This window comes from Variovorax sp. R-27, assembly GCF_049913215.1.
In the GTDB taxonomy this organism is placed as follows: Bacteria; Pseudomonadota; Gammaproteobacteria; order Burkholderiales; family Burkholderiaceae_C; genus Variovorax.
In genome coordinates this window covers 3670949-3696039 of record NZ_CP183984.1, presented here as the reverse complement: position 1 = coordinate 3696039, position 25091 = coordinate 3670949, and the positions used below count along the sequence as shown (strand labels likewise).

At 66.3% G+C, this 25091-nt stretch carries 31 protein-coding genes; 23 read left to right on the top strand and 8 right to left on the bottom strand.

Going from position 1 to position 25091, the window contains the following annotated elements; all coding sequences use genetic code 11:
- Window positions 1-12: 12 nt before the first annotated feature.
- The 11 genes from ACN9MV_RS17295 to ACN9MV_RS17245 all read left to right on the top strand — a co-directional run bounded on the left by ACN9MV_RS17295 (window position 13) and on the right by ACN9MV_RS17245 (window position 10098).
- A complete protein-coding gene (locus ACN9MV_RS17295) occupies window positions 13-1188 on the top strand; it encodes an acetyl-CoA C-acyltransferase (RefSeq protein ID WP_093056890.1) in 1176 nt (391 codons plus the stop codon).
- Between the two features lie 2 nt (window positions 1189-1190).
- Window positions 1191-1646, top strand: a complete 456-nt coding sequence (locus tag ACN9MV_RS17290; RefSeq protein ID WP_093074029.1) for a PaaI family thioesterase — start codon at window positions 1191-1193, stop codon at window positions 1644-1646.
- Window positions 1647-1663: 17 nt separating this feature from the next.
- The gene (locus ACN9MV_RS17285; RefSeq protein WP_426388773.1) at window positions 1664-3517 is read left to right on the top strand and encodes an acyl-CoA dehydrogenase; all 1854 of its coding nucleotides are present in this window, start codon (window positions 1664-1666) and stop codon (window positions 3515-3517) included.
- Entirely contained in the window at window positions 3517-3774 is a 258-nt protein-coding gene (locus tag ACN9MV_RS17280; RefSeq protein WP_093056887.1) for a hypothetical protein, read from the top strand. Before ACN9MV_RS17285 ends, ACN9MV_RS17280 begins: the two co-directional genes overlap by 1 nt.
- An 11-nt stretch (window positions 3775-3785) precedes the next feature.
- Complete coding sequence (locus tag ACN9MV_RS17275; protein ID WP_093074035.1) at window positions 3786-4088, top strand: Dabb family protein; 303 nt, start codon at window positions 3786-3788, stop codon at window positions 4086-4088.
- A 28-nt stretch (window positions 4089-4116) separates the two neighbouring features.
- Window positions 4117-4914: an SDR family oxidoreductase gene (locus ACN9MV_RS17270; protein ID WP_093056885.1), complete on the top strand. Its 798-nt coding sequence runs from the start codon at window positions 4117-4119 to the stop codon at window positions 4912-4914.
- A 1-nt stretch (window position 4915) separates the two neighbouring features.
- The gene (locus ACN9MV_RS17265; RefSeq protein WP_426388772.1) at window positions 4916-5380 is read left to right on the top strand and encodes a PaaI family thioesterase; all 465 of its coding nucleotides are present in this window, start codon (window positions 4916-4918) and stop codon (window positions 5378-5380) included.
- A 27-nt stretch (window positions 5381-5407) separates the two neighbouring features.
- Window positions 5408-6424 (top strand): NADP-dependent oxidoreductase, encoded by a 1017-nt coding sequence (locus ACN9MV_RS17260; RefSeq protein ID WP_093056883.1) that lies wholly within the window; start codon window positions 5408-5410, stop codon window positions 6422-6424.
- 39 nt (window positions 6425-6463) lie between these two features.
- Window positions 6464-8104, top strand: a complete 1641-nt coding sequence (locus ACN9MV_RS17255) for an isovaleryl-CoA dehydrogenase (RefSeq protein ID WP_426388770.1) — start codon at window positions 6464-6466, stop codon at window positions 8102-8104.
- Between the two features lie 37 nt (window positions 8105-8141).
- A complete protein-coding gene (locus ACN9MV_RS17250; protein ID WP_093074041.1) occupies window positions 8142-9080 on the top strand; it encodes a glutathione S-transferase family protein in 939 nt (312 codons plus the stop codon).
- A 112-nt stretch (window positions 9081-9192) separates the two neighbouring features.
- Window positions 9193-10098, top strand: a complete 906-nt coding sequence (locus ACN9MV_RS17245) for an SDR family oxidoreductase (protein ID WP_093056878.1) — start codon at window positions 9193-9195, stop codon at window positions 10096-10098.
- Window positions 10099-10117: 19 nt separating this feature from the next.
- Here the strand turns inward: ACN9MV_RS17245 and ACN9MV_RS17240 are convergent, their stop codons facing one another.
- Complete coding sequence (locus tag ACN9MV_RS17240) at window positions 10118-10786, bottom strand: FMN-dependent NADH-azoreductase (protein WP_426388769.1); 669 nt, start codon at window positions 10784-10786, stop codon at window positions 10118-10120.
- A gap of 135 nt (window positions 10787-10921) precedes the next feature.
- On the opposite strand from ACN9MV_RS17240, the gene ACN9MV_RS17235 reads away from it, so the two are divergent.
- The 4 genes from ACN9MV_RS17235 (at window position 10922) to ACN9MV_RS17220 (ending at window position 12900) form a co-directional block, all read left to right on the top strand.
- Window positions 10922-11818, top strand: coding sequence for a LysR substrate-binding domain-containing protein (locus ACN9MV_RS17235; RefSeq protein ID WP_426388767.1), 897 nt, complete (start codon window positions 10922-10924; stop codon window positions 11816-11818).
- Between the two features lie 133 nt (window positions 11819-11951).
- Window positions 11952-12119: a hypothetical protein gene (locus tag ACN9MV_RS17230; protein WP_176928836.1), complete on the top strand. Its 168-nt coding sequence runs from the start codon at window positions 11952-11954 to the stop codon at window positions 12117-12119.
- A gap of 250 nt (window positions 12120-12369) precedes the next feature.
- Window positions 12370-12615 (top strand): hypothetical protein, encoded by a 246-nt coding sequence (locus tag ACN9MV_RS17225; protein WP_093056874.1) that lies wholly within the window; start codon window positions 12370-12372, stop codon window positions 12613-12615.
- Complete coding sequence (locus ACN9MV_RS17220) at window positions 12616-12900, top strand: hypothetical protein (RefSeq protein ID WP_426388765.1); 285 nt, start codon at window positions 12616-12618, stop codon at window positions 12898-12900.
- Window positions 12901-12907: 7 nt separating this feature from the next.
- Here the strand turns inward: ACN9MV_RS17220 and ACN9MV_RS17215 are convergent, their stop codons facing one another.
- Entirely contained in the window at window positions 12908-13648 is a 741-nt protein-coding gene (locus ACN9MV_RS17215) for a hypothetical protein (RefSeq protein ID WP_426388764.1), read from the bottom strand.
- A gap of 65 nt (window positions 13649-13713) precedes the next feature.
- Here ACN9MV_RS17215 and ACN9MV_RS17210 point away from each other — a divergent pair, with 65 nt between their 5' ends.
- From ACN9MV_RS17210 to ACN9MV_RS17200, 3 genes are all read left to right on the top strand, one after another.
- Window positions 13714-14217: a GNAT family N-acetyltransferase gene (locus ACN9MV_RS17210; protein WP_426388763.1), complete on the top strand. Its 504-nt coding sequence runs from the start codon at window positions 13714-13716 to the stop codon at window positions 14215-14217.
- 76 nt (window positions 14218-14293) lie between these two features.
- Window positions 14294-14449: an alpha/beta fold hydrolase gene (locus tag ACN9MV_RS17205; protein ID WP_177192710.1), complete on the top strand. Its 156-nt coding sequence runs from the start codon at window positions 14294-14296 to the stop codon at window positions 14447-14449.
- Between the two features lie 117 nt (window positions 14450-14566).
- Window positions 14567-14734, top strand: coding sequence for a hypothetical protein (locus tag ACN9MV_RS17200; RefSeq protein ID WP_179830439.1), 168 nt, complete (start codon window positions 14567-14569; stop codon window positions 14732-14734).
- Window positions 14735-14861: 127 nt separating this feature from the next.
- Here the strand turns inward: ACN9MV_RS17200 and ACN9MV_RS17195 are convergent, their stop codons facing one another.
- Entirely contained in the window at window positions 14862-15788 is a 927-nt protein-coding gene (locus ACN9MV_RS17195) for a LysR substrate-binding domain-containing protein (protein ID WP_426388761.1), read from the bottom strand.
- A gap of 108 nt (window positions 15789-15896) precedes the next feature.
- Here ACN9MV_RS17195 and ACN9MV_RS17190 point away from each other — a divergent pair, with 108 nt between their 5' ends.
- Both ACN9MV_RS17190 and ACN9MV_RS17185 read left to right on the top strand, forming a co-directional pair.
- Entirely contained in the window at window positions 15897-16598 is a 702-nt protein-coding gene (locus tag ACN9MV_RS17190) for an FMN-dependent NADH-azoreductase (protein ID WP_426388760.1), read from the top strand.
- A 30-nt stretch (window positions 16599-16628) separates the two neighbouring features.
- The gene (locus ACN9MV_RS17185; RefSeq protein ID WP_093173401.1) at window positions 16629-17036 is read left to right on the top strand and encodes a PaaI family thioesterase; all 408 of its coding nucleotides are present in this window, start codon (window positions 16629-16631) and stop codon (window positions 17034-17036) included.
- Window positions 17037-17040: 4 nt separating this feature from the next.
- Here the strand turns inward: ACN9MV_RS17185 and ubiG are convergent, their stop codons facing one another.
- Together ubiG and ACN9MV_RS17175 are read right to left on the bottom strand one after the other, a co-directional pair.
- A complete protein-coding gene (ubiG, locus tag ACN9MV_RS17180) occupies window positions 17041-17748 on the bottom strand; it encodes a bifunctional 2-polyprenyl-6-hydroxyphenol methylase/3-demethylubiquinol 3-O-methyltransferase UbiG (RefSeq protein ID WP_426388759.1) in 708 nt (235 codons plus the stop codon).
- Between the two features lie 17 nt (window positions 17749-17765).
- Window positions 17766-18149 (bottom strand): thiol-disulfide oxidoreductase DCC family protein, encoded by a 384-nt coding sequence (locus ACN9MV_RS17175; protein ID WP_426388758.1) that lies wholly within the window; start codon window positions 18147-18149, stop codon window positions 17766-17768.
- Between the two features lie 96 nt (window positions 18150-18245).
- Between ACN9MV_RS17175 and ACN9MV_RS17170 the strand changes: the two genes are divergently transcribed.
- Together ACN9MV_RS17170 and ACN9MV_RS17165 are read left to right on the top strand one after the other, a co-directional pair.
- Complete coding sequence (locus ACN9MV_RS17170) at window positions 18246-18572, top strand: metalloregulator ArsR/SmtB family transcription factor (RefSeq protein ID WP_093056865.1); 327 nt, start codon at window positions 18246-18248, stop codon at window positions 18570-18572.
- A 179-nt stretch (window positions 18573-18751) separates the two neighbouring features.
- Window positions 18752-21529, top strand: coding sequence for a sensor domain-containing diguanylate cyclase (locus ACN9MV_RS17165; RefSeq protein ID WP_093173409.1), 2778 nt, complete (start codon window positions 18752-18754; stop codon window positions 21527-21529).
- A 16-nt stretch (window positions 21530-21545) separates the two neighbouring features.
- Here ACN9MV_RS17165 and ACN9MV_RS17160 read toward each other — a convergent pair whose 3' ends face one another.
- Window positions 21546-22067 (bottom strand): GNAT family N-acetyltransferase, encoded by a 522-nt coding sequence (locus tag ACN9MV_RS17160; RefSeq protein ID WP_426388757.1) that lies wholly within the window; start codon window positions 22065-22067, stop codon window positions 21546-21548.
- 44 nt (window positions 22068-22111) lie between these two features.
- Window positions 22112-23302, bottom strand: a complete 1191-nt coding sequence (locus tag ACN9MV_RS17155) for an MFS transporter (protein WP_093056863.1) — start codon at window positions 23300-23302, stop codon at window positions 22112-22114.
- Window positions 23303-23396: 94 nt separating this feature from the next.
- On the opposite strand from ACN9MV_RS17155, the gene ACN9MV_RS17150 reads away from it, so the two are divergent.
- On the top strand, window positions 23397-24359 hold the full coding sequence (locus ACN9MV_RS17150; RefSeq protein WP_426388755.1) for a LysR substrate-binding domain-containing protein: 963 nt from the start codon (window positions 23397-23399) through the stop codon (window positions 24357-24359).
- Here ACN9MV_RS17150 and ACN9MV_RS17145 read toward each other — a convergent pair.
- A complete protein-coding gene (locus tag ACN9MV_RS17145) occupies window positions 24308-25078 on the bottom strand; it encodes a fumarylacetoacetate hydrolase family protein (RefSeq protein WP_426388754.1) in 771 nt (256 codons plus the stop codon). The genes ACN9MV_RS17150 and ACN9MV_RS17145 overlap by 52 nt on opposite strands.
- Window positions 25079-25091: the final 13 nt, after the last annotated feature.

Sequence of the window (25091 nt, the reverse complement as noted above, 5' to 3'; positions counted from 1 at the left end):
AAGGACCTCACCATGACCAGCGCCGTCATTGTTTCCACCGCCCGCACGCCGCTCGCGAAGAGCTGGAAGGGTGCCTTCAACATGACGCACGGCGCCACGCTCGGCGGCCACGCCGTGCAGCACGCGGTGCAGCGCGCCGGCATCGACCCTGCTTCGGTGGACGACGTCATCATGGGCTGCGCCACGCCCGAAGGCGCGACCGGCTCCAACATCGCGCGCCAGATCGCGCTGCGCGCCGGCCTGCCGATCACCACTTCGGGCATGACCATCAACCGTTTCTGCTCGTCGGGCCTGCAGACCATCGCCACCGCCGCCCAGCGCATCATCGCGGGCGAGGGCGAGGTGTACGTGGCCGGCGGCGTCGAGAGCATCTCGTGCGTGCAGAACGAAGCCAACAAGCACATGCTGGCCGACCCGTGGCTCGTGAAGCACAAGCCCGAGATCTACTGGAACATGCTGCAGACGGCCGAGCAGGTCGCCAAGCGCTACAACATCGGCCGCGACGCCATGGACGAATACGGCGCCGCCAGCCAGCAGAAGGCCACCGCCGCGCTGGAAGCCGGCCGCTTCAAGGATGAGATCGCCCCCATCACCGTGCTGGCCGGCGTGGCCGACCCTGTGCTGGGCCTGCGCACCAAGGAAGTCACCATCGAGAACGATGAAGGCATTCGCGCCGGCACCACCAAGGAAGGCATCAGCGGCATCCGCTCGGCCATTCCCGGCGGCCTGATCTCGGCCGGCAATGCCAGCCAGTTCTCCGACGGCGGCGGCGCCTGCGTGGTGGTCGACGAGAAGTACGCCGAGCAGAAGGGCCTGAAGCCCCTGGGCCGCTTCCTCGGTTTTGCCGTGGCCGGCTGCGAGCCCGACGAAATGGGCATCGGCCCCGTGTTCGCCATTCCGAAGGTGCTCAAGCGCCTGGGTCTCACGGTCAACGACATCGACCTGTGGGAGCTGAACGAAGCTTTCGCCGTGCAGGTGATCTACTGCCGCGACAAGCTCGGCATTCCGGCCGACCGCCTGAACGTGGACGGCGGCGCCATTGCTGTGGGCCACCCCTACGGCGTGAGCGGCCAGCGCCTCACGGGCCACGCGCTCATCGAAGGCAAGCGCCGCGGCGCCAAGAAGGTCGTGGTCACGATGTGCATCGGCGGCGGCATGGGCGCCGCGGGCGTGTTCGAGGTCTTGTAATCATGTCCGGCTTGGGCCACGACCACGAGGTCTCGCCCGAAGCCGTTCTGGCCTACGGGCGCCGCATGCTTGCATCGCAGCCGTTCAGCGTGCTGATCGGCGCGGAGTTGCACGCGCTGGCGCCGGGCCTTGCCGAGCTTCAGCTGCCGCTCACGGCGCAGCTGAAGCAGCAGAACGGCTTTGCCCACGGCGGCATCGTGAGCTACATGGCCGACAACGCGCTCACCTTTGCCGGTGGCAGCGCGTTGCGTGTGCCGGTGGTGACTTCCGAATTCAAGATCAACTATGTGCGGCCGGCTCTTGGCGACCGATTGATCGCACGCGCCACCACCGCCCATTGCGGCAGCTCGCAGGCCGTCTGCACCTGCGAAGTGTTCGTGGTGAACGACGGTGCAGAGAAGCTCTGCGCGCTGGCGCAGGGCACCATCGCGAAACTGCCTGACTCTCCGAAAAAGTAGCAAGAAGAGACACCCTCATGAGCCTGCGTTCCACCCTCGACTTCCTGCTCTACGACTGGCTCGACGCCGAGTCGCTCAACCAGCGCGAACGCTTTGCCGACCACTCGCGCGAGACCTTCGACGCGGTGCTCGATACCTGCGAGCGCATCGCGCGCGAAAAGTACGCGCCGTTCAACCGCACGGTCGACACGCAGGAGCCGCATTTCGATGGCGAAAAAGTCATCCTGCCGCAGGCCACGCACGACGCGCACAAGGCTTTCGTCGAGTCGGGAATGATGAGCGCGGCACAGGACTACGACATCGGCGGTATGCAGCTGCCGTACACGCTCTCTGCCGCGGCCAACAGCTTCTTCGCGATGGCCTCCGTGAGCATCGGCTCCAACATGCTCACGAGCGGCAACGCCAACCTGCTGATGGTGCACGGCACCGAGATGCAGAAAGAGGTGTTCGCCAAGAACGAGTTCTCGGGCCGCTGGGCCGGCACCATGTGCCTGTCGGAGCCGCAGGCCGGCTCGTCGCTGAGCGATGTGGCCACGCGCGCAGTGCCCGACGGCGTTGACTTTCAGGACGACCCGCTGGGCCCGCGCTATCGCCTCACGGGCAACAAGATGTGGATCTCGTCGGGCGACCACGAGCTGACCGAGAACATCGTGCACATCGTGCTGGCCAAGATCCCCGACGAGAACGGCAAGCTGGTGCCGGGCACGCGCGGCATTTCGCTCTTCATCGTGCCCAAGCGCATGGTCGATACCAAGGGCGAGCTGACGGGCCAGCGCAACGACGTGGCGCTCGCGGGCCTGAACCATAAGTTGGGCTGGCGCGGCACCACCAACACGCTGCTGAACTTCGGCGAGGGCAAGTACCCGGTCGACGGCAAGGCCGGTGCCGTGGGCTACCTGGTCGGCGCGCCTGGCAAGGGCCTGCACTGCATGTTCCACATGATGAACGAGGCGCGCATCGGCGTCGGCACGGCTGCCACCATGCTCGGCATGGCGGGCTACCACGCCTCGCTCGAATACGCCAAGAGCCGCCCGCAGGGCCGGCTGGTGAAAAAGCCGGATGCAGCAGGGGCCGCAGTCGCCAAGGACTCGGCCGCGCCGCAGGTGCGCATCATCGAACACGCCGACGTGCGCCGGATGCTGCTGGCCCAGAAGGCGTATTGCGAAGGCGCGCTGGCGCTGGAGCTTTACTGCGCCCGGCTGGTCGACGAGCAGAAGACCGGCGACGCGCAGGCCGCCGACGACGCGCGCCTGCTGCTCGAAGTGCTCACGCCCATCGCCAAGAGCTGGCCCAGCGAGTGGTGCCTGGAAGCCAATTCGCTGGCCATCCAGGTGCATGGCGGCTACGGCTACACGCGCGACTTTCCGGTGGAGCAGTACTGGCGCGACAACCGCCTGAACATGATCCACGAGGGCACCCACGGCATCCAGGCGGCCGACCTGCTGGGGCGCAAGGTGCTGATGGAAAAGGGCCGTGGCCTGCAACTGCTGGCCGGGCGCATGACCGACACCATCGGGCGCGCCGCCAAGGTGCCGGCATTGGCCGCTCATGCCAAGGCGCTGGGCGCCGCGCTGCAGCGCATCGGCAGCGCCACCGAGGCCGCATGGTCCACCGGCGACCCGGCCGACGCGCTGGCCAACGCCGTGCCGTACATGCAGGCCTTCGGCCACACGGTGCTGGCCTGGATCTGGCTCGACGTGGCCCAAAGGGCCCTGCAGACCGACGGTGAAAAGGCGAGGGCGGTAACAGCTGGCAAGATCGGCGCCACGGACTACTTCTTCCACTACGAGCTGCCGAAAATCGGTGCATGGCTCAACGTGGTCGAAACCCGCGACCCGACCTGTACAGCTTTGCCCGAGGACGCCTTCTGATGGCCACTACCGATTCGCCGAACGCCAACCCCAACAACACTCCCGCCGTCAAACCTCCCAAGCCGCACGCGCGGCTCGAGAAGTGGATCTGGATCCTGATCTACGGCGGCCTGTTCGTCGTGATCCTGGGCATTGCCACCGGCCGCACCGACGCCGCGCTGGGCTGGTCCCTCGCAGTGCCTGGCGGTGTCGTGGCGCTGGTCGGCTTCGTGCTGATCTACGTGCGCTCGCGGCTGCCCAACACCCCTACCAAGTAAAGAGGCCCGCCATGCTCAAGCACATCGTGATGTGGAAGTTCAAGGAACACGCCGAGGGCACCGACAAGGCGACCAACCTGCTGAAGGCCAAGGCATTGCTCGACGCCTGCGCCAAGCTGTCGCCCGGCACGCTGCGCTTCGAGGTGGCCATTGCCCAGCCCGGGCTGGAAGCCACCTACGACCTCGTTCTGTACTCGGAATTCACCGACTCCGCCGCGCTCGCAGCCTATTCGGACCATCCGCAGCACGTGGCCCTGAAGCCTTTCATCGGCGCCGTGCGTGAAGCCCGCCAGTGCATGGACTACGAGATCTGAGCCTGACATTCAAAACCGGAGACACCTCATGACGCCCCGCAACATCAAGCAGCTGTTCGACCTCACCGGCAAGACCGCACTCATCACCGGCGGCTCGCGCGGCCTGGGCCTGCAGATGGCCCACGCGCTGGGCGAAGCCGGCGCGAAGATCATGCTGAGCTCGCGCAAGGCCGACGACCTGGAGCAGGCCGCCGCCGAGCTGCAAGCCGCCGGCATCGACGCGCGCTGGATCGCCGCCGACTGTTCGAAGGAAGAAGACACCCGCCGCCTGGCCGACGAAACGCTGCAGCGCATGGGCGCAGTCGACATCCTCATCAACAACGCGGGCGCCAGCTGGGGTTCGCCGGCCGAGAGCCACCCGGTCGAGGCCTGGGACAAGGTGATGAACCTCAACGTGCGCGGCTATTTCATCTTGTCGCAGCAGATCGCCAACGGCTACATGATTCCGAAGAAGACCGGCCGCATCATCAACATCGCCTCGATCGCCGGGCTGAACGGCAACCCGCCCGAAATGCAGACGCTGGCCTACAACACCTCCAAGACCGCGGTCATCGGCTTCACCCGCACGCTGGCCGCCGAATGGGGCCGCTACGGCATCAATGTGAACGCGATCTGTCCCGGCTTCTTCATGACGAAGATGGCCGCCGGTCTCATCAAGTCGCTGGGCGAGGAAAAGATGGCCGCGCAGGCCCCGCTCGGCCGCCTGGGCGACGAGGAAGACCTGAAGGGCCTGACGCTGCTGTTCGCGAGCGATGCCGGCAAGCACATCACCGGCCAGTGGCTGGCTGTAGACGGCGGCGTGAGCGTGGTGCTGGGTGCGGCCTGACATGTCTTCTTCAGATTCCAGCGACATCAACATCCGCTCGTACACGAGCCAGATCCCGTTCGCGCGCCACCTGGGCTTCGAGCTGACGAAGTTCGAGGGCGGCGAGTCGGAGATCATCTACACGGCGAAGCCCGAGCACCTGAACACCTTCGACGTGACGCACGGCGGCGCCTGCATGACGCTGCTCGACATCACCATGGCAGCAGCCGCGCGCAGCGTGGCGCCCGAGACGGGTGTGGTCACCATCGAGATGAAGACCAGCTTCATGCAGCCTTCGGTTGGTCCGCTGCACGCACGCGGCATGCTCATTCACAGGACGGCGACGCTGGCTTTCACTGAGGCCAAAATCTACGACGAACAGGAACGCGTGTGCGCCCACGCCACCGGCACCTTCAAGTACGTGAAGCGCCGGCTGCCGACCGGCCCCGCCAGCGCCAACGAGATGCGCCCGCCGTCGACCGACTGACTGACTGACACTTTCCCGGAGACATTCATGCCGATCAACAAGCAGATCCACCTCGACAACCGCCCCGACGGCGAGGCCGTGGCCGGCAACTTCAAGCTCGTGTCCGCCGAGACCCCCGCGCTCAAGGACAACCAGGTGCTCGTGCGCCACCACTACATGAGCCTCGACCCGTACATGCGCGGCCGCATGAACGACGCCAAGAGCTACGCGCAGCCCCAGCCGCTGGGCCAGACGATGCAGGGCGGCACGGTCGGCGAAGTGGTCGAGAGCAAGCACCCCAAGTACGCCGTGGGCGACAAGGTGGTCGGCTTCGGCGGCTGGCAGGAATACAGCGTGGTCGATGCCTCGCAGCCCGGAGCGCTGAAGAAGGTCGACACCACGCACGTGCCGCTGTCGCACTACCTCGGCGCGGTCGGCATGCCCGGCGTCACGGCCTGGTACGGGCTGGTGAAGATCATTGCGCCCAAGGCCGGTGAAACGGTGGTCATCACCGCCGCCAGCGGCGCCGTGGGCAGCGCCTTCGGTGCGCTGGCCAAGGCGCGCGGCTGCCGTGTGGTCGGCATTGCCGGTGGCCCCGACAAGTGCAAGTACGTGACCGACGAGCTGGGCTTCGACGCCTGCATCGACTATCGCGTGCACGCCGACGTCAAGTCGATGAGCGCGGCGCTCAAGGAAGCCTGCCCGAACGGCATCGACGGCTACTTCGAGAACGTCGGCGGCTACATCTTCGACGCGGTGCTGCTGCGCGCCAACGCCTTCGCCCGCGTGGCGCTGTGCGGAATGATCGCGGGCTATGACGGCCAGCCGCTGCCGCTGGCCAACCCGGCGCTGATCCTCATCAACCGCATGAAGATCGAAGGCTTCATCGTCAGCGAGCACATGGAAGTGTGGCCCGAGGCGCTGACCGAGCTGGGCACGCTGGTGGCCACCGGCAAGCTGAAACCGCGCGAGTCGATTGCGCAAGGCATCGAAGCGGCGCCTGAAGCCTTCCTGGGCCTGCTCAAGGGCAGGAACTTCGGCAAGCAACTCGTCAAGCTGATCTGATGCACTGGATGAACTGAACGCACGGCAAGGAGGCCGGTCATGGAACCCACGCACGAGGTGTTCAACCAGCCCACGCCGCTGGTGGACTACAACCTCTTCGACACCAACCGGCCCTTGCGCGATGCGCTGAAGTTCAACGCGCCCGCGTTGCAGACGACGCAGCTGCATGAGCTTGGCGCCACCCTCGGCACGGCCGGCATGCAGGCGCATGCGCGGCTCGCCAACATCCACACGCCCGAGCTGCATACGCACGACCGCTTCGGGCGGCGCATCGACGAGGTGGAGTTCCATCCGAGCTACCACGCGCTGATGACCGCCGCCGTGGGTGCCGGGCTGCACGGCACGCCCTGGACGGGCACTTCGGCCTCGCCGCATGTGCTGCGCGCAGCGGGCTTCATGCTCTTCACCGAGCTGGAGCCATCGATTCTTTGCCCCATCTCCATGACCTACGCGGTCACGCCCGCGCTGCGTGGCAATGCGGCCGTATACGCCGACTGGGGCCCGAAGCTCGGCAGCCTCTGGTACGACCCGGCCCTGAAGTTTTTCAGCGACAAGCCCGGCGTGACCATGGGCATGGGCATGACCGAGAAGCAGGGCGGCTCCGACGTGCGGGCCAACACCACGCAAGCCGTGCGCGACGGCAGCGATGCCTGGGGCGAGCGCTATGCCATCACCGGCCACAAGTGGTTCTTCTCGGCGCCGATGTGCGATGCCTTCCTGGTGCTGGCGCAGGCGCCCGCGGGGCTTTCGTGCTTCTTCCTGCCGCGTGTGCTGCCCGACGGTTCGCGCAACGCCATCCAGATCCAGCGGCTGAAAGACAAGCTCGGCAACAAGGCCAACGCAAGCTCCGAGGTCGAGTTCCAGGGCGCGAGCGCGTGGCTCGTGGGCGAGGAGGGCCGCGGCATCCCGCAGATCCTCGAGATGGGCACGATGACGCGGCTCGACTGCGCACTGGGCACCAGCGGGCTGATGCGCCAGTCGCTGGGCATCGCGCTCAACCATGCGATGCAGCGCAAGGCCTTCGGCAAGCCGCTGATCGAACAGCCCTTGATGAAGAACGTGCTGGTCGATCTCGCGCTAGAAAGCGAAGCCGCCACCGCGCTTGCCATTCGCCTGGCACGCGCCTTCGACAACCAGGCCGACGAGCACGAGCGCCTGATGGCCCGCCTGCTCACGCCGGTCGCCAAGTTCTGGATCTGCAAGCGCGGCAGCGCCTTCGCGCAGGAGGCCATGGAATGCCTCGGCGGCAACGGCTACGTGGAAGAGGGTGGCGAGGGCGTCATGGCGCGCATCTACCGCGAGATGCCGCTCAACTCCATCTGGGAAGGCGCGGGCAACATCATGGCGCTCGACCTGCTGCGCGGCCTGCGCAAGGGCGACGCGGTGGCCGCGCTGACGAAGGAGCTGGCGCCTGCGCGTGGTCAGCACGCAGCGCTCGACCGGCTGGCCGACGCGCTGCCGGCACGCATCGAGGCGATGGCCTCCGAAGCCGAGGCCCGTCGCCTCGCGCAAGACGTTGCGCTCGCCGTGCAGGCTGCACTGCTCGTACAGACCGCGCCGACCGCCATTGCTGGCGCGTTCTGCGCCTCGCGCCTGGGTGGCGACTGGGGCAATGCCTTTGGCACGCTGGCCGCGGGCACCGATTTCGATTCGATCATCCAGCGCGCGAAACCCCGTTGAAGCGCGCCGAACCCACCACAGAAGAAAGACCCCACCCATGGCCGACCTGATCCTTCACCACTACCTGACCTCCCCGTTCTCGGAGAAGGTGCGCCTGATCCTCGGTGCCAAGAAGCTGCCGTGGAAGTCGGTCTTCATCCCGCCGATCATGCCCAAGCCCGACGTGGAGGTGCTCACCGGCGGCTACCGCAAGACGCCGTTCCTGCAGATCGGCGCCGACATGTATTGCGACAGCGCGCTCATCGCCGACGTGCTCGAACACCTGCAGCCCGAACCCACGCTCTACCCCGAGCCTGAAAAGGGCATGTCGCGCATCCTCGCCCAGTGGGCCGACACCACGCTCTTCTGGGCTGCCATGGCCTGGAACCTGCAGCCCAGGGGCGCGGCCGAGGTGTTCGCCAAGGCCCCGCCAGAAGCCGCAAAAGCCTTCGGCGAAGACCGCGGCAAGATGAGCGCCGGCAACATGACCCGCCTGCGCCCGGCCGACGCCACCAGCGCCTACAAGTCGTACCTGCGCCGCCTGTCGGACATGCTCGACGAGAAACCCTTCCTGCTCGGCGAGGTGCCCAGCATTGCCGACTTCTCGGCCTACCACCCGCTCTGGTACACGCGGCGCATCGAGTCGGTTCGCACCATCCTCGACCTGACGCCCGCGGTGATCGACTGGCTCGACCGCATGGCCGCCATCGGCCACGGCGTTCCCGAGAAGTTCACGAGCGACGAGGCCATTGCAGTGGCCAAGGCCGCGACGCCGCACACGCTGCTGACCGACAGCACCTTCCAGGACGACCACGGCATTCCGCTCGGTAGCGCCGTCACCGTGCGCGCCGAGAGCTTCGGCCTCGAAGAGACGCCCGGCACGCTGGTCGCGGCTACGCGCACGCACTACACGCTGGAGCGCAGCAGCGAGCGGACGGGCACGGTGCATGTGCACTTTCCGCGGATCGGGTATGTGCTGAAGAAAGCCGAGGCCTGAAACCTGCCGAGACAAGCAGACGGGCACTTTCGTGACTGCGCCGGCGCGCTTTCCGTATTTCAATAGCGTCTCCACCCCAGAGACATTCAACAAAGCAGAAGGACACCGGCAAATGATTCAGGACTTCAAGGGCAAGACCGCCGTACTCACCGGCGCGGGCTCGGGCTTCGGCCTGGAGTGCGCGCGCATCGGCGCCGCCCGCGGCATGAACCTCGTGCTGGTCGACGTGCAGCAGGACGCGCTCGACAAGGCCCAGGCAGAAATGGAAGCAGCCGGTGCTCAGGTGCTGGCGCGCAAGGTCGACGTGTCGAACGCGGCGCAGATGGAAGCGCTGGCCGCTGCCGTGAAGGAGCGCTTCGGCGCGCCGCACTTCGTGTTCAACAACGCGGGCGTGGGCGCCGGTGGACTGGTGTGGGAGAACACCGTGGCCGACTGGGAGTGGGTGCTGGGCGTAGACCTGTGGGGCGTGATTCACGGCGTGCGCCTCTTCACGCCGATGATGCTCGAGGCCGCCGCGAAAGACCCGGCCTACCGGGGCCACATCACCAACACCGCCAGCATGGCGGGCCTGCTCACGCCGCCCAACATGGGCATCTACAACGCCGCGAAGGCCGCGGTCGTGAGCCTCACCGAAACGATGTACCAGGACCTGAACCTCGTCACCGACCAGATCGGCGCGAGCCTGCTGTGCCCGTACTTCGTGCCTACCGGCATCACCAGCAGCGAGCGCAACCGACCGAATGCGCCGAAGGAAACCGAGCTCACCAAGAGCCAGCTCATCGGCCAGGCCATGAGCAACAAGGCTGTGAGCAGCGGCAAGATCACGGCCGCCGAAGTCGCGGCCAAGGTGTTCGACGCCATCACCGCCAACCAGTTCTACGTGTTCAGCCACCCGAAGGCGCTGGGCAACGTGCGCAGCCGCATGGAGAACATCGTCTCCATCACCAACCCGGCCGACCCCTTCCTGGAGCGGCCAGAGATCGGGCAGAAGCTGCGTGAGCAGCTGCGCTCGGCCTGAGCAGTTTTTTTCCCAGTCATCAGGAGGCCTGCAGCTCGCCCACCAGCGCCTCGACGCGGGCGAGCGCGCTGGCGATGGAGCGGTCCAGCAGGTCCCCATGGTCTTCGGCGTGCTCGATGGCCACGCTGTGCACTTCGTTGAGACCGAGCAGGGCCAGCGGGCTCGTGATGCCGGGCGTGAGCAGGTCGAGGTGCGCCTGGAACCCGCCCGGCCCGTAGCCGCTGCTGCCGCACGAGGTCAGCAGCACCGTGCGGCGGTTGCGCTCGGCCAGAAGCGGCACATACGGGTTTTCGCGGCCGCGGTCGAAGTCGAAGGTGGCTCCGACGCGCACGATGTTGTCGATCCATGACTTGAGCGGTGCCGGCATGCTGAAGTTGTACATCGGCACGCCGATCACCAGCACGTCGGCGCGGCGGATCTCGGCAATCAGCGCGTCGCTTTCGGCCAGTACGGCGTGCATCCACGGTTCGCGTTCTGCGGCGGGCGTGTAGCCCGAGGCGATCCATTCGCCGGTGACGTTGCTCGGCGGCGTGGCGCCGATGTCGCGGTAGATCACCTCGGTGCCCGGCTGCGTCGCGAGCCAGCTCGACACGAAGTGATGGCTCAGCCGGCGCGAATGCGAGCCGTGAACGTGGGTGCCGGAACGGCCGGGGCGGGCGCTGGCGTCGATGTGGAGCAGTGTGGTCATGGCGTGGTCCTCGTTGACGTGAAGGATGGGATGAAGAGAATTCAGCTGTCTGCTTGACATGGTTCTCAATTTATCCATATGTACCCAGCGCGACAAACGACGATTTCTTTGCATTGCTAAAAAATTAATTCATCCATGGCCAACCTTCGCCAACTCCCTCCGCTGGCGGCGCTGCGCGCCTTCGAGGCGGCCGCGCGGCACTGCAGCGCCAAGCTCGCGGCCAATGAGCTTTCGGTCACGCCTACCGCCATCAGCCACCAGGTGCGGCAGCTCGAAGACTCACTCGGCGTGCCGCTGTTCATTCGCCAGCCGCGGCAACTGGTGCTCACGCCGCAGGGCAGGGAACTGCAGGCGGTGCTGAGCGAATCGTTCAATGCCATGGCGAATGCGGTGGCGCGGCTGCGTGCACCGCCCGAGCGCAGCGCCATCACCTTGTCGGCCACGCCGGCCGTCGCGGCGCGCTGGCTGCTGCCGCGCGTGAGCACCTTGCGCGCGCTGCACCCGAGGCTCGACCTGCGCATTCATGCGTCGCACGAAGCGGTTGCGCTCGACGGTGTCACGGCTGACATCGCCATCCGCTACGGCAAGGGACAGTGGCCGGGCATGGTCGCCGAGAAGCTGTTCGACAACGTCTTCGCGCCGGCCTGCAGCCCCGCCCTCAAGCTGCGCCGGCGCAGTGACCTGACGCGGCACACGCTGCTGCACTTCGCGGTCCCCGGCAACAAGAGCCAGCCCGGCACCTGGGCCGAGTGGCAGCTGCAGGCGCAGGTGCCCGGCCTCGACGTATCGGCCGGGCCGGTGTTCTCGGACGAAACGCACACCGTGTCTGCCGCGCTGCAGGGGCAAGGCGTGGCGTTGATGGGCCTTGCGCTGATTGCCGACGAATTGCGCGCGGGCAATCTGGTGCAGCCCTTCGGTCCGGAGTTGCCTGGGCTGCCGTTCTATCTGGTGTGCCTCGAGTCGCGGCGTTCGGAGCCGGCCGTCGCTGCGGTGTTCGAGTGGGTGAGGGGGCTTCAGCCGCTGGGTGCCTGAGCGCGTGACTTTCGACACTGGTGGTCGCTCGTTCGCAGTCCTAGAGTCCGGCGGTGAGTCGCTTGCGCGGCTCATCTCGGGTTGCAGGAGCGAGATGTCCTGCGTTCAGAAGTACCAATGGAGGGAAGAAATCATGAAACGTGCAACCGCAATCAAGGCTGGCGCCGTGGCCGCGATCTTGTCGTCGCTGGCTCTGGCTGCCCCGGCTGTCGCAGGGCCGTTCACCCAGTGCAGCGACCACTGGCTGTTCTGGAGTGGCTACCAGCTGATCATGGAAGCGATCTTCGACCTCTGCGGCTGAGAGGTGCCTGCGCTGCGCAATGTTTGACATTTGTCAAATATTGCGCAGGTTCACTGGCTTTCTGCACCGAACCCGCTCTCATGTGCGGTGCGCGCGAATTAATCCCTTAGCCCGATCGGCTGTTCTTCTTAACCTTCCTGTACTTTTTTGACGAAGGTCAGGAAAGGTTGCGCGCAGTCCATGCTGCCTCGCACCTGCCTGCACCGGCTACCGAATTACACGCGACATCTTGCGAAGAGGGAGGCTATTCATGCGCACACCGTTCCAACCCGAAACCAGCCCGGACGAGCCTTTGGCGGCCGGGCGCGGGCCAGCGTACATGGCATGGTTGTCCGTGCTCTTGTGCATCGTGGCAGCCGTGGCCTTTGTGGTCGTGGCCATCCTTGTTCCGAACATCATTGCGGCATCGATGTTCACGACGGCAGCCATCATGTTCCTGGGTGCTGGCCTGATCCTCGGCTTGAGCATGTGGGTCTTTCCGGACCTTCCCCGCTAGATGGCTTCGCAGGAACCCATGGCGGGCAAATCCGCGGCATCCATCTTTCGCGTTCAGGGCTGGCGGGTGACCCTGGTCGCAGCCTTGGTCGGCTTGCTGATCGTGCTGGCTGGGCTCATGAAGTGGATCGTCGAATTCCAGGTCGAGGCCGCGCGGGAGCGGCGCTTGAGCGAAGCCGTTGCGCGCGAGGCGGTAGCGCGTTGCCACGAGAAGGCACCACTCCAGGCGGTCAACGCCTGTCTGGGCGAACTGGCTGCTGCCAGGGCTCTTCCATCCAATCGCTGACGATCAGTCAGTCGGCGCTGCGCCATCGTCCGGACTCCGGGCACACGATGGCCCGTGCGCCGTTCAGCCAGACTTGCTCTTCATCCAGCTGCGGTGGGGTCGAAAGATCGATGTCGAATGCGACTCCCAGTGCGTGCCCGACATGGACATCCTCGATGGGCAGTTCCCAGGTCAGGAACACTTGGCTGCAATCCCGCGCGGGTGCGAAGTCGGCCGCATCGAAGCCGCTGCTGCCGCGTTGAATGACGGCGTGAGGCTGGCCGGTATCGAAGATCACCACCGTGCCCCGGGTCAGCGGGATCCTGTGATCTGCAAAGGGAAAGTGCAGGTCCAGCCCCTTGTCCTCGCTCACGAAGAGATTGCAGAAGGCCGCGCCGCCGTACTGCGCACCGTCGTGGTGGTACTTCGCGCCGCGGCAGGCCATGAGGGCCACGTCGCTGGAGGCAAGCACATCGGACAGCCCAAGCGTGCGCATCCAGTCGGACACCGCCTGCACGCAGTGTTTGTAGTCAGGCCAGCGCGTACGCGCCCGGGCCAGGGGCAATGGTTCGACGTCTCCGGGTTCCAGGAACAGGCGCGAAGAAATCTCACTCTCCCAATCTGCAAGCAGGCGCGCAGGGGGCACAGGCACGTCGACCGTGGCAGACAACACGACATTGCTCACGCTTCGGCTGCGGATGACGTCGCCGCTCCAGAAGTAGGAAGTCAGGATGTCTCGCGCGCGCTGCGGTCGAGGAGGGTGGTTCATCGGAGGGCAGTGTAGTGAGCTTGGTAGCATCGCCGCGTTCGGCCGGGAGCCTCCAAGGACACCGTATGCACGTTGAACTTGTCTCTGAAGCCCAGCATGAGTCGCTGACAGACCTGCTGTGCGAGTTGCATGCCTTCTACAACGATGGCGCCACAGTCTCTCGGGAGGCCGTGAGAGAGCACCTCCTCGGCAACCTCCTGGCGACTGGGTCGCCCCATCGTCTGGTCGTGGCTTCAGGCGATGACGGCGCGGTGGTTGGTCTGGCGGCCATCTCGCTGGTGTATTCGCTCGTCGAATTTGCTCCTGACAGGCGCAAGCACTGCCAGCTCAAGGAACTGTATGTGAAGGCTTCTGGCAGGAGCAATGGAGCCGGCAGGGCGCTCATGGCCTGGGTGGCTCGGTACGCTGTCGAGAGCGGCTGCTGTCGCATCGACTGGCCCGTCAAGGCATCGAACGACAGGGGCATCTCGTTCTACGAAGGCCTTGGTGCCGGGAGGGTTCTCGACAGGCTCAGCTACCGGCTGTCCGAACCCCAGTTGAGTCAGCTCGCCCAAGGCCTTGGCGCATGACAGGGCCGCCCGAGTTCAGGAGCGAGGAAGCCAGCGCGCGGTACAAGACGCGGAAAAGCTTTACGAACCCCAGGCGATGCTGAAGCTGGCGCAGCGCCGGATGCCGGGCTTGGAGGCTGCGATCGTGCCGGGCGCAGACCACATCGCGGCCATGTCGCAGCCTGAGGATGTCAATGGCCAGATCATCCGATTCCTGCAAAAGGGAGGGGCGGACAAGAATGGCGACCGTTGACGCTCAGAAAATACCCTGAGGCATATTTGAGTACCAAAGAGTTAACATTTGGGCTGTCAGGCAGACAAGGAGGCTACCCCCATGGAAACATATCCAACCCTAAGACAGGCCACAGGCGTGGCCCGCACCCTCAGCAAGCACTCGTCGTGCACCATGGTGGTCTACCGCGTGACAGAGGAAAAATTCGTGGCTGCGCATGCCGCCGACCGCGTGCAGGGAAGCATCGAGGCCGTGTACCGCGACGGTTATCTCGTGCCGACTCTCCTGAGCAAGCGCGTCGAATGAAGAGAAAGCCCGGGCCCCGCCTGGAACCCGGTCAGCGCAGGCCTCCTTCGGGAGGCCTTTTCACTCCTGGGGCGAATTGGGCACGGCCTGCATCAGCAGCGTCAGCGCCTTTCGCAGGCTCGTGGCCTTAGCCTGTAGCGGCCTGCGACGCAATCCACTCCCACACGGCACGGATGGCCGGCTCGTTCTCCCTCCCGCTCGCAACCGCAAGAAAGTAGCTGCCGGTTTCGAGCGCGGGCCCGAAGGGCTGCACCAGTGCGCCGCTGCGAAGCTCTTCGGCCGACAGCGTGAGGCTCAGCAATGCAACGCCGTGCCCCGCGAGCGCGGCCAGCATCGCATGCGTCTCGTCGGAAAACGACAGGCCTGAGGCCTTCATCGCACGCCCCCTCGGCGGTGCGACGCCGGCTTCGCGAAACCAGCGCGGCCACACGGCGGGTGCGAGCGCCTGCGGCTGCCAGTCGCAATGGATCAGCTGATGCTTTGGCAGGTCTGCCGCGCGCTTGAGACCCAGCATCGGGCTGCACAACGGCGCATAGCGCTCGGGCATCAGTTCGCGCGACACCAGCCCCGGCCAGTTGCCACGGCCTGAGCGCACAGCGATGTCGGCATCGCCGCGCGCCAGATCGACCACGGTATCGCTCGCATGCAGCCGCAGCTCCACCCCGGGGCTGGCCTTGCGGAACGCCTCCATGCGCGGCAGCACCCAGCGCGCGGCGAAGGCGGTGTTGGTGGTGAGGGTGACGGCCTGCGATGCGGCCGGCCGGCGCAGCTTGTCCACACCGGCTTCGAGCACGTCGAAGCCCATGCGCAGGTCGTCGAACAGTCGCTGGCCCGCAGGCGTCAACGCGAGCTGTCGCGTGAGCCTGCGGAACAGTGGCAGGCCGAGCGTGTCTTCGAGCGCACGCACCTGGTGGCTGATGGCCGAGGGCGTAACCGAGAGTTCGAGCGCTGCGCGCTGAAAGCTCAGGTGTGCGGCCGCGGCCTCGAAGGCGCGCAGCGACAGCAGCGGAGGCAGCTGGCGGGGATGTCTGATAGATGAGCCAATCTCGTTCATAGGCAGAGAAATCGTCGTTTGTGATGGCAGGCATGCATCCATAGATTCAAGGCCTGCGCGCCATTCTGGCAGCGCGGAATGAAAGACATCAATTCATCCATAAAGGCCATGACCATGAACCTCCTTCACATCGACGCCAGCGCTCGTCCGGGCCGTTCCGACACCGATCTCCACGGCTCGCACACGCGCCGTCTCTCCGCGCGTTTTGTCGAGCGCTGGCGCAAGACGCGGCCCGACGACCGCATCGACTACCTCGACGTAGGACAGCGGCCGCCCGCGCACGTCGACGGCCGCTGGATCCATGCGGCCTTCACACCGCCGGCCGCGCGCGAGCCGTGGATGGCCGAAGCGCTTGCCGAGAGCGACCGGCTGGTCGATCAGCTCATTGCGGCCGACGTGGTCGTGATCGGCTTGCCGATGTACAACTTCAGCGTGCCCGCGCAGTTCAAGGCCTGGATCGACAACATCGTGCGCGTGGGCCGCACCTTCGGCTTCGACCGTTCGCGCGGCGCGGTGCCGTACTGGCCGCTGCTGGCGGACGCAGGCAAGCGCGTGGTGCTGCTCGGCGCGCGCGGCGACCACGGCTACGACGCGGGCGGGCGCATCGCGCATCTCAACCACACCGAGGGCAGCGTACGTTCGGTTCTCGGCTACATCGGCATCACCGATGTGTTCGAGGCCGCAGTGGAGTCCGATGAGTTCGGCGGCGAGCAGCTCGCGCAGTCGATGCGGCGTGCGGAGCAGCGCGTGGACGAGCTTGTCGATGTGTTGACAGCTACTGACACCACGCTGTCAGCAGCGGCGGCATAGGATTTTTCGCTCCACTTCCTGAGCGAAAAAATGAAGCCCGACGTTTTGCTTGAGCGCTTTCCCCGCCCGCCCACCGCCGAGCTTTTCAGTCAGCGCGTGCTCGATTTCGACAAGGCCAAAGGATCGATCCGCCTGAGCTTCATGGCCACCGATGCGTTTCTCAACCCCGCGGGCGCGGTGCAGGGCGGCATCCTCGTCGCGATGCTCGACGACACGATGGGGCCGGCGTTGTGGGTCATGAATGGCGAAGAGACTTACTCCGTCACCATCGACCTCAGCGTGTCTTTTCTGGCGGCCGCGAAGCCCGGCCTGCTGTATGGCGAAGGCAGGGTCGTGCAGCGCGGCAAGACCATCGCTTTTCTCGAGGCGCAACTGAGCGATCCGGACGGCCGCGTCGTGGCGCGCTCCACGGCCAGCGCGCGGGTCGTGAAGGCCTGATGGCTCAATCCTTCTTCTGCATCGCAAGCAGATAGCCCACGCTCAGCGAACGGTGGAGCCTGAAGTTGCGGGTGAGCAGGTTGTAGCCCAGGCCGCGCTGGTCCCGCAGCGCGAGGCCGGCATTGGCGGCCGCGCTCTTGAGTTCGTCAGGGCGGATGAGCTTGTGGTAGTCGTGCGTGCCGCGCGGCAGGATGCGCAGCACCTGCTCCGCGCCGAAGATCGCGATCAGCCATGCCCACGGCGTGCGGTTGATGGTGGAGAAAAAGACCCAGCCTCCGGGCTTCGCCATGCGGGCGCAGGCCTCGATCACGGCTGCTGGCGACGGCACGTGTTCGAGCATCTCCATGCAGGTGACGACATCGAACTTCGCCTCGTTGTCAGCGGCCAGGTCTTCGGCGGAAATGGCCTGGTAGGTCACGCTTGCCGCGCTGCTGCGTGCATGAAGCGTTGCGACCTTCAGCGGCTTGTCGGCGAGGTCGATGCCGAGCACGTCCGCGCCGCGGTGCGCCATCGATTCGGCCAGGATGCCGCCGCCGCAACCGACGTCGAGCACCTTGCGGCCGTTCAGCGCGGCGAGCTTGTCGATCCAGTCCAGCCGCAGCGGATTGATCTCGTGCAGGGGGCGGAATTCAGACTGCGGGTCCCACCAGCGGTCGGCCAGGGCCTGGAATCTGGCCAGTTCGGCGGGGTCGAAGTTGGATGCTGCGCTCATGGGTTCTTCTCCTTGGTTTACCAATGACCCCGCGACCGGTTCCAGCGGTAGAGCTGGTGCGCGAAGAGGTTGTAGAGCCAGGCGCCGAGCGTTCGCAGCCCGGGCCACTGAAGCGGCCTTGCCAGCCAGCGCCATCGCGGAGCAAGGGCCAGCACGCCGGCGATGGCGTCGGCGCCGATGTGCGTGGCGCCCGAGGTGTCGACGAGGTGCAGGCGTTCGCGCACGTCCTCCAGTTGCAGGCCCAGCGGTTCGAGCACTTCCGGGCGGGTGTGCACGTCGATCCACTCGACGCTTGCGTCCGGTGTTTTCTCGCGCATGGCGCAAACGCCGGCATCACAGACGGGACAGGCGCTGTTGTAGTAGACAACCGTGCGCGGGGAAGGGGCGGTGGGTGCTTGCATGTCGTCGGCTCCTGTTCGGGCCATTGTGCCATTCATTTAGCTAAATGGCTAAATAACTAATTAGAGAATTGCCTACTCGCGAGCTAAACTGAACCGATGGAAAAAGTTTTCGAAGCGCTTGCCTCCACGCCGCGGCGCAAGATCCTGGCGTACCTGTCGGAGACCGAACTGTCGGCCGGCGACATCGCCTCGCGCTTCGACATGACCAAGCCTTCGCTCTCCAAGCACCTGAAGATCCTCGAAGGCGCGGGGCTGGTAAAGGCCGAGAAGCGCGGCCAGTTCGTGTTCTACAGCCTGCAGCGCGAGAGCCTGGCCAACACGCTGACCGGCTTCGTACAGGCGGTCTGCCCGGTGTCGAAGGCGCTGAAGAAAGAAAGCCGCGCCCTGGCCAGCAAGCGCTCGGCGGATTCCTCGGGCACCTGACGCAGCGCCCCGCGCTTTTCCTTCCCGGAAGGCAAAAGTACGGCAAAGGAATTCATTTTTCCGCCGTGCCACGCGGTTCATCGGAGCCTGTGTCCCTGAGTCTTTCTCCGCACGCGGAACGCACCGATACTCTGCCCGGAAACTCCCCGCCGGCAACGTACCGGCTCCGAACAAGTTCAATGACTCCAACAGGCTTCTCGAAAATCCGCTTCGGTTTGCACACGCGCCTGAGCCTCGGCGTGGCAGCAGTGGTTCTGCTGACCACTTTCGCAATCGCCACCTTCGCCCTGCATCTGGTCAAGAGCAACATGCGCGCCTCGATCGCGACCGAGGAGGTCGCCCGCGTGGGCGCCATCGCGGATGCGATCGACCAGAAATTCGGCAGCCGCCGGATCCTGCTGCAGACCTTTGGCGGCAGCGTGGAAGCGCAGGACCTCCAGGGCGCTGCGCTGCAGGCCTTTCTAGAGAAGCATGGCTCGCTGCGCAAGGCTTTCGACAACGTTGCGTTCGTCGACATGGACGGCAACCTGGTAGCCAACCTGAACGGCGTGCAGGCGATCGGCAAGGTGAACGTGAAGGATCGCCCCTACTTCCAGCAGACGGTCGCTTCCAAGGCCGGCCTCGTGTCCGAGCCTTACCGCAACCGCCTCAACGGACTGGCGCAGGTGGCCATCACCGAGCCGGTGCTCGACAACGCGGGGCAGGTGAGGTTCGTGATCTCCGGCGCCATCAACCTGAAGGACCGGAACATCCTGGGCACGCTCGGCGACGTCAGGTTCGGCAAGACCGGCTACCTGTTCGTGACGACCGTGGACGGCATCGTGGTCGACCATCCGCAGACTTCGCGCATCCTGAACCAGGTCCAGGCGGATGGCCGCGGCAATGCCGAAATCCTGCGCGCGATGGCCGGTTTCCAGGGCTCGAGCGAGGGCATCAACGATGCCGGCGTGCCCGCCCTCTATGCCTTCGACCGCACCGAGCAGACCAACTGGATCGTCGGGGCCATGTATCCGCGCAGCGAGGCCTTCGCGAGCATCGACGCCATCGAGCGCGGTGCATTGTTCGGGGCGATGGCGCTCGCGCTGTTCGCGGGCGCACTGGCCCTGGGCGTGGCGCGCCGGCAGCTGAAGCCGCTGTCGGAGCTGCATCGGCACATGCAGTCCACGAAGGAGGCACCTGCAGCCGCCGCCGAGCCGCGCAGCAGTTACGCCCCCGACGAGATCGGCGACCTTTCGCGCACCTTCGACGAGCTGATGGCACAGCGGCGCGCCATCGAGCTCAGCCTTGCGCGCAGCGAGGCGCAGGTGCGCACCATTGCCGACAACATCCCGGCGATGGTTTCGCATGTAGACGCATCGCTGCGCTACACCTTCGTCAATGCACACGTGCGGGCCCTGCACAACAACTCAGCGCTGGTGGGGCGCCTGATGCCCGAGGTGCGCGGCGCCGCAGACTTTGCGCTCGTGGAGCCGCACTTCATGCGCGCGCTGGCCGGCGAGACGGTGATCCTCGAGAAGTCGGGCGACCCGGCCCTGGGCATCGGCAACCGCACCTTCAAGGCCCACTACATTCCTGACGTCGATGCCGACGGCGTGGTGTGCGGCGTGTTCTCGATGACCTTCGACATCACCGAGGAAGTGAACATCCGCCGGGCCCTGACCGAGCAGGAAAAGCTGCTGCGCGACGTGACCGACAGCATTCCGGCGCTGGTCGGCTATTTCGACCGCGAGCAGAACTGCCTGTTCGCCAACATCCGGGCGCGGCAGATGGCGGGCCTGAGCGAAGGTGCACCGCTGCAGGGCACGACCATGCGCTCTGCCCTCGGCAGGGCGGTGTACGCGCAGCACAAGCCCTACCTTCCCGTGCTGTTCTCTGGCAAGAAAGTGCGCTTTCCGGTGCGTGCACCCATCCACGGCAGGGAGGGGTACTTCCAGGTCAACCTGATACCGGACAAGAACCTGCGCGGCGAGGTCGTGGGCTTCTACCTGATGTCCTTCAACATCACGGCGCTGAAAGAGGCGGAGCTGCGCCAGGCCGAGAGCGAACTGCGCCTGCGCGCCATCACCGACAACATGCCGGCGCTGATCACCTACATCGATCGCGAGGAGAAGATCACCTTCGCCAACGCCACCAGCCGCGAGTGGCTCGGGCTCGATCCGGTCCAGGTGCTGGGGCGCCACGTGCAGGAGGTGTCGGGCCGCGATGTGTACCTGTCGCGCCAGCCGATGCTCGCCCGGGCGCTGTCCGGCGAGCGTGTGGAGTTCGAGACCAGCACGCAGCGCGCGGGGTTCGACCGCGTCACGCAGGTGATCTACGTGCCCGACGTGCGCGCCGACGGGGCGACGCACGGCATCTTCTCGCTGGCGCTCGACATCACGGCGCTGAAGGTGGTGGAGCACAAGCTCATCGAGCTGGCGCGGCTCGACACGCTCACTGGCCTGCCCAACCGGCTGGCTTTCAACGAGTACCTGCCCGAAGCCGTGTTGCGCGGGCAGCTCACCGGCCACGCAATGGCGCTGATGTTCCTCGACATCGACCACTTCAAGGCCATCAACGACACCATGGGCCACGCGGTGGGCGATGCGGTGCTGGCCGAATACGCGCGGCGGCTGCTGGGTTGCGTGCGCGGCACCGACATGGTGGCCCGGCTGGCCGGCGACGAGTTCGTGCTGGTGCTCGAAGGCCTGAACGCGCCGGGCACTGCAGCCACGGTAGCGGCCAAGGTTGTGGAAAGCATCCGCACGCCGCCCTTCGTGGTGGACGGCCAGCGCATCGAGGTGACGACCAGCATCGGCATCGCGTATCACCGCGCGGCCGATTCCTCCGTGACAGCCGAAGAACTGCTGGCGCGGGCCGACGTCGCGCTCTACAACGCCAAGGCGGCGGGGCGCAACCGGTTCGAGTTCTTCATGCCGATGGAAGAGGCGCGCAGCGATTCGCCTACGCGGCAGCACTGATCATTCCGGCGGCCGCTCATGGCCGGCCCAGCACGTGGTTCTCGTGGCGGCCTTCGCCCAGTGCGAACCAGGTCGTGCCTTTTCTGGCGAACCCGTGCTTCTCGTAGAAGCGGCACGCCCGCTGGTTCTGGACGTTGACCGTCAGCCACAGCGCATCGTTGCCTGTCCGGTCGCGGACCGTGGCGCGAGCCTTGTCGAGCAATGCGGAGCCCACGCCCGATCGGGTGAACGGCTCCTGCACGTAGAGCGTGCAGAGCTCGGTGCTGGCTGAGGGAACGAGGGCCTGTCGCCCACCGAAGCGCAGGCGCGCATAGCCGACGAGATGGGCATCGGCCTCGGCGACGATCAAGGCGGTGTCTGCGTCGTTCGTCCACGCGATGAACGCGGCCGGCGTGAACTGGTCGAGCACGTAGCGCGCGAGCAGGTCGTTCACGCCCGCGGTCGCGTAGGTGGCGAGCCAGACCTGGATCGACAACGCCGCCAGCGCAGGAGCGTCGGCGGCGTTGGCGGGGCGGGTGATGAGGGGAGCGTTGCGCATGCGGGATTCTGCAATCCCCAATCCCTTCACCTCTTGGAAGAGGATCAGACCCGCGCCGAAGCGCAATCCCCCAGCGCATTGCGCGGTTCGCGCCGGTCGAGCGAGCGGCTCCACAGCGCGATGGCCAGCCCCACCAGCGTGAGCAGCGCCGCCACCCAACCCAGTGCGCGCAGCCCCGGGCCATGGTCGATCACCACACCGCCAACCCAGGCGCCGAGCGCATTGCCAAGGTTGAAGGCCGCGATGTTCAGGCTCGACGCAAGGTTCTGGCCCGCGCCCGAGGCCTTCTCCAGCACCCGCAACTGCATGGGCGCCACGGTGGCGAACGAGGCCACGCCGAGCAGGCCGACGAAGACCACCGCGGTGAACGGCGTGCCGATAGTGAACTGCATCGCGCCGAGCACCACCGCCAGAGCCACCAGCGTGCCGAGCACGGCTGCCATCGGCGCACGGTCGGCCAGCTTGCCGCCGAGGATGTTGCCGACCGCAAGGCCGCCGCCGAACACCAGCAGGATCGGCGACACAGCCGACTCCGAAAGACCGGTGACCTGCGTGAGCAGTGGCTGGATGTAGGTGAACACCACGAACACGCCGGCAAAGCCGAGCACCGTCATCGCCAGGCCGAGCAGCACCTGCGGGCGCGCCAGCACAGCCAGTTCTTCGCGCAGCGGCGCAGGCTTTGCCTCGCCCTTGACGCGCGGCACGAACACCGCGAGCACCGTGAAGGCCAGCACGCCGATCAGCGTTACGGCCCAGAAGGCCGAGCGCCAGCCGAACTGCAGGCCCAGCCACGCGCCGGCCGGCACGCCGAGCAGCGTTGCGGCGGTCAGGCCGGTGAACATGATCGCGATGGCCGAGGCGCGGCGTTCGGGCGCCACCAGGCCGGTGGCCACCACCGAGCCGACGCCGAAGAAAGTGCCGTGCGCCAGCGAGGTGATGACGCGCGCGGCCATCAGCATTTCGTAGTTGGGCGCCACGGCACAGGCGAGGTTGCCGAGCGTGAAGATCGCCATGAGCGCCAGCAGCACGGTCTTGCGCGGCAGCTTGCGGGTGGCAATGGTGAGCACCGGCGCGCCGACCGCGACCCCGAGCGCGTAGCCCGAGATCAGCAGGCCGGCGGCCGTGATGGAGACATGAAGATCCGTCGATACCTGCAGCAGCAGGCCCATGATGACGAACTCGGTGGTGCCTATACCGAAGGCACCGGCGGTGAGGGCGAGTAGAGCGATTGGCATGATGCCCTGTACTGTGCGGACGAAAGCCTTCGATGACTAGAATGCCGCTGGTACACATACTTGTGATTTGAATTCACAAATTGGAGAAGCAGCCATGCCGCGCATCGACGTCAACCGCTCCGGCGAGATGGAGGCCTTCGTGCAGGTGGTCGAGTCAGGCGGTTTCTCGGCGGCGGCGCGTCTGCTGGGCATGACGCCCTCGGCCGTGAGCAAGCTGGTGGCGCGGCTCGAATTGCGCCTGGGCATCCAGCTGGTGCACCGCTCCACGCGCAAGCTGCAGCTCACGCCCGAAGGCATGGAGTTCTACGAACGCAGCCTGCGCGTGCTGGCCGACATGGACGAGGCCGAGCGCTGCGCGGCGGCCGGCGCCGCGCCACGTGGGCGGGTGAGCATCAACGCCAGCGTCTCGTTCGGCCATCACAAGCTGGTGCCTCTGGTGCCGCGCCTGCTCGAACTACATCCGCAGATCACGCTCGACATTGCGCTGACCGACCGCATCGTCGACTTGATGGACGAACGCGCCGACATCGCGATCCGCTGGGGCCAGCTGCCATCGTCCGACCTCGTGGCGCGGCGGCTGGGCGAAACCAGCCAGGCCATCGTCGCCGCGCCGGACTACCTTGCGAAGTACGGTACGCCGCGCACGCCGCAGGAACTGGAGGCGCACAACCGCCTTGGCTGGAGTTACCGGCGCAATTCGCCCGACTGGCCGCTGCGTGTGGACGGCCGCATGGTGTGGCTGCCCGTGGCCGGCCCGGTGCGCGCGGGCGACGGCGAAACGCTGCGGCAGTTGGCCATCGCGGGGGCGGGGGTGGCGCGGCTGTCGCTGTATCACATACAGCACGACATCGACGCTGGCCGGCTGGTGCCGCTGCTCGATGAATTCAACGCCGGTGAGATCGAGCCGATTCACGCGGTGTACATCGGCAAGGCCGGCACGCTGCCCGCGCGGGTGCGGGCGGTGCTCGACTTTCTGGTGGCTTGCTCGGGCGTGGGCGGCGGGCGCTACACGCTCAAGCGGACAGCGCCGATGCCGGGGAATTCCGCCGTCACCTGATCTCCGCGCCGGCAGGGCAGGATGCCGACCCACGAACCGGTGGTGACCACCGTGCCGGCGGGCACGGTCTGCCCGTGGCGCGTGAGGTGGCGCAGCCAGATCGGCAGCAGCCAGGTGGGGTCGGCCAGCGGATGCGTGCCTTCGCGCACCACCGTCTCAGCGTCGCCGATCTTCGCTTCGCAGTGCTGCGAGGCCCAGTCGATGGCGGCGTAGGGCTTCCACTCGCCGAGCACCAGCGCGCCGTGCACTTGCGAATCGGCCAGGCGGAGCAGGGCAGGTGTCGAGGCGAGGTCTTGCCAGCGCGTGTCGACTACCTCGACGGAGACGGTAATGGCATCGACGAGTGAGACGGCGCTTGCGTGATCGAGCTTCGCTGCCTGCGCGGGCGTGACGTCCTGGCCGAGACGCAAGGCAATTTCGGCCTCGATGCCGGGCGTGTTGAACACGAGGTCGCTGAAGTTCGCGGGGCTCTGGCGCACGCCGGAAGGCGGCAGCGGCGCATGTGTGAGCGTCGCGCTGCGGGAGCCGCCACCGGACTTCCACGCGCCCGGTACTGGGCGACCGTCGAACCAGCCGAGTGCAGCCGCGACGGCGTCTTGCACCTCATAGGCTTGCGTGTCGGTTTCGAGCGTGCCGAGCCAGGGCGTGGCGTCGAGGGTGCGATTGCCGCGGCGTGCGGCCACGAGTGCGTCGGTGAGGGCAGTCTGGGATGGGGTCATTTTTCGGATCTTC